Source organism: Pseudofrankia coriaricola, assembly GCF_032027725.1.
Taxonomy (GTDB): domain Bacteria; phylum Actinomycetota; class Actinomycetes; order Frankiales; family Frankiaceae; genus Pseudofrankia.
Window position 1 is genome coordinate 1 of the sequence record NZ_JASNFO010000184.1, and the last position, 3,650, is coordinate 3,650.

A 3,650-nucleotide genomic window follows, 5' to 3' on the forward strand; every position below is an offset into this window, starting at 1 on the left:
GACGTCTTCCGGCACTACGAACGCAAGCGTTGGACGCTCGACGAGCTCCCGTTCGACGAGATCGACCAGGATCTGGTGCGGCCCGAGTACGTGACCATGGTCAAGAGTGCCGTGATGGGTGAGGCGAACTCGATCGCGGCCCAGCACGGCTTCCTCAACGAGTTCGACGACTACGACTTCTCGGCGTTCGTCGCGGTCTGGGGCTACGAGGAGCTCCAGCATCATTTCGCTTTCCGGACCTGGCTGAACGCCGTCGGTGTGACGATGCCCACCGCCCCGGTCCAGGCGATGCGCGCGCCGTACGCGCCGGGCACCACGCCGAGCGCCACCCTGGCGACCAACATCATCTCCGAGCTGACGGTCAACCACGTCTACCGGTCCGTCGCCGCCTGGGTCGACGAACCGGTTCTGCGCGGGCTGATGACGCGGGCCAGCCGGGACGAGGCCGGGCATGCGCGGGAGTTCCTGCACTACGCCCGCCGCCGCCTGGACGCGCATCCGGGGGAGCTGCCCTCGGTTCTGGAGACGCTTTACGTCTACACGTCCGAGTCGCGGATCAAGCATCCGGTCGGGGTGTTCAAGAGCGGGCTGGAGGAGCTCGCGAACCACGAGACGATCGACACCGCGTTCGAGCTGTTCCTCGCGGGCATCGCCACCGACGGCGAGCTCGACCGGCTGCAGGACAACATCCGCCGCGCCTTCGCCGCGCTCACCGGCCTGGACGTGAGCACCAACGGCCGCGTCCGCCGCCGTCTCGCCGAGGCGATGGTGTGACCGCCGCCCTCGGAGCGCCGCCGTCCGCCGGCCCGGCTGTGATCACACCCGAGCAGGCGGCGGTGAACATCTTCGACCCCGCCTGGAACCACAACACCTTCCCGAACTACCAGGTGCTGCGCGAGGCCGGCCCGTTCGTCCCCGGTCCGCTGGGCATGCGCCTGGTCACGCGCTACCGGGAGATCGACGCGATCCTGCAGGACTCGGCCTGGAGCCACGCCGAGGAAGGCGACCTGATGCATCCCGACAGCGACGGCTCGGACCTGCCGACGTCGTTCCTGTGGATGGAGCCGCCGGACCACACCCGCATCCGCAAGCTGGTCAGCCGGGCGTTCACCGTCCGCCGCATCGAGGAGACCCGGGCGCGGGCCAGCGCGCTCGTCGACGGGCTGCTCGACGCGGCCGTCGCGGCGGGCGAGGTGGACCTCGTCGAGGCGATCGCCTACCCGTTGCCGCTGACGATGATCGCCGACCTGATGGGCGTGCCCGAGGCCGACCACGCGGCCGTGCGGTCGTGGTCCTCCGGGCTTGCCCGCGGCCTGGACCCCGACCTCCTGCTCACCCCGGCGGAGGTCGACAACCGGCAGCGGTCGGCGAAGGAGATCCGGGACTACCTCACCGAGCTCGTCGCGCGCCGCCGGGCCGAGCCGACGGGCGACCTCGTCAGCGCGCTCGCGCTCGCCGAGGCCGAGGGCGACCGGCTCAGCAACGAGGAGATGCTCGCGACCCTGGTCGTGCTGCTCGTCGCCGGCCACGAGACGACCGTCGCGCTGATCGCCAGTACGCTCGACGCCCTGATGCGCTACCCGGACCAGTACGCGGCGCTGCGCGCCAACCCCGACCTCGCCGTGCCGGCGGTGGACGAGCTGATGCGCTTCCACTCGCCGGCACACATCTCCACCCGGCGGGCGGTGCGCGACACCGAGGTGTCGGGGGAGCGGTTCGCCGAGGGCGACGGCGTGATCGTCCTGCTCGCGAGCGGGAACCGGGACCCCGAGGTCTACGCCGACGCCGACCGGCTGGACCTGGCCCGGTACGCGGGGGACCAGTGGACGCCGCGCCACCTCGGGTTCGGGCGGGGGCACCACTACTGCATCGGCGCGCCGATGGTGCGCCTCGAGATGGATCTGCTGCTGCGGGCGCTGGCCCGGCGGGCACCACGGATGACCCCGCTGGTCGACCCGCCGCCGTACCGGCCCAACATGATCGTCCGGGGGATCGGCGAGCTGCGCGTCCGAATGGAAGAGAACTAGCACTCCCGGAGGATCGACACCGGGCGGATGCTGGAAGGCCGAGTGCCGGAGACGCGATCGTCTCCGGCACTCGGTCGTTTGCTCCGAATTTCCTGTGCCGCTCTGGCTACCTGTCCACCCAGCCCAGCCACAGCTGGTGACGGCGCATCGGCGCTGGCGTCAACGCAGCCACATCCCCAGCCCGGAACCAGACCAGCCACCGCCTCAAGCAGTTAGCCGGAACCAGGTCCGGAGGGCGCTCAGCGCCCGACAGGCGCTGCCCGGTGGCGGGCGCGGAGCGTCCGGCCACGGGAGCGCCTCAGGCCGCGGCGGGGGTCAGCTCGACGGGGAGCGAGACCAGGCCCCGGTGGATCACGCTCGGCTGGTAGGACAGCGGCTCGTCGGTGGCCAGCCGCAGCCCTGGCGCCCGCTCCAGCAGGGTCCTGATGGCGCTCGACGCCTCCAGGCGGGCGAGCGGCGCCCCCATGCAGTAGTGCAGCCCGAGGCTGAAGCCGAGGTGGCGGGAGGCGCGACCGGTCGGGGCGTAGCGGGTGACGTCGAGTCGGTCCGGCTCGGTGAAGACCTCGGCGTCCCGGTCGGCGGATCCCATCAGCACGATGACACCGTCGCCGCGGCGGAAGCCGCGGTCGCCGATCGTCGTGTCGGCGAGGGCGACCCGCATCGTGAACTGGGTCGGTGTGTCGTAGCGCAGGATTTCCTCGACGGCCGGGCCGGTCAGCTCGGGCCGCTGGCGCAGCAGCTGGAGCTGGTCGGGGTGGTCCAGCAGCGCGAGGATGCCGTTGCCGACGAGGTTGATGCTGGTCTCCATGCCGGCGACGAGGAGCAGCACGCAGATGCCGATGACCTCGGCGGCGCTGAGTTTGTCCCCGGCTTCTTCGACGGCGACGAGCCGGCTGAGCAGGTCGTTCTCGGGGTGGGCGCGGCGGCGCTCCATGAGGTCCATCAGGTATGCGACGACGCCTGCTCCGGCCTGGTCGCGGCGGGTGATCTCCTCGGTGGTCAGCAGCGGTTCCGGGTCGGTGCCGCGGGCGATTGCCAGCTCCCAGGCTCGCAGCTGGTCGGCGTCCTGTTCGGGTACGCCGAGCAGCCGCTGGCCCACCATCGCGAGTGCGAGCGGCGCGGAGAGGTCCCGGACCACGTCGAGCCCGCCGGCCTCGACGGCCCGGTCCACGAGGGTGTCGACCAGCCGGGTGATCATGGGGGTGAGGTCGGCGACCATCCGGGCGCTGAAGGCCTTGTTGACCAGGCCGCGCAGGCGTCGGTGGTCCGGGGGGTCCATCCGGATGAACGAGCCCGGCAGGCTCGCTTCCTGGTCCCAGAACGGGCTGAGCCGGTCGGCGTTGCCGTGCCCCCAGGTGGCGCTCTGCAGCACGGCGGCGCAGTCGGCGAACCTGGACAGCACCGTCACCTCGGTGTCGCCGAGGCGGATGTCGGTCAGGCTGGGGGCCTCGCGCAGCCGGCGGTAGCCCGGGTAGGGGTCGAGGCGGTGGGCGGTGGTGAACAGGTCGACCGCGTCGGGGACGACGTTCTCGATCTGGGCTGAGGTCATGGGTCCCGCTCCTTCGTGGTGCCGACCCGGGCTGTTACCTCGGGTGCGCATTGCGAGAAGCACCGCCGTCCGGC

General features: G+C 71.6%; 3 protein-coding genes. 2 read left to right on the plus strand and 1 reads right to left on the minus strand.

Annotated features, from left to right (window positions below; all coding sequences use genetic code 11):
* Positions 1 to 774 (plus strand): ferritin-like domain-containing protein (locus tag QOZ89_RS46870; RefSeq protein ID WP_312630378.1); only part of this gene is annotated, 774 nt, incomplete at its 5' end.
* The gene (locus QOZ89_RS46875; protein ID WP_071050115.1) at positions 771 to 2,027 is read left to right on the plus strand and encodes a cytochrome P450; all 1,257 of its coding nucleotides are present in this window, start codon (positions 771 to 773) and stop codon (positions 2,025 to 2,027) included. The genes QOZ89_RS46870 and QOZ89_RS46875, both read left to right, overlap by 4 nt.
* A gap of 298 nt (positions 2,028 to 2,325) precedes the next feature.
* Here the strand turns inward: QOZ89_RS46875 and QOZ89_RS46880 are convergent, their stop codons facing one another.
* Positions 2,326 to 3,576 carry a cytochrome P450 gene (locus QOZ89_RS46880; protein ID WP_312630379.1) on the minus strand — a complete coding sequence of 417 codons (1,251 nt, stop codon included), beginning with the start codon at positions 3,574 to 3,576 and terminating at the stop codon, positions 2,326 to 2,328.
* Between the last annotated feature and the right edge of the window lie 74 nt (positions 3,577 to 3,650).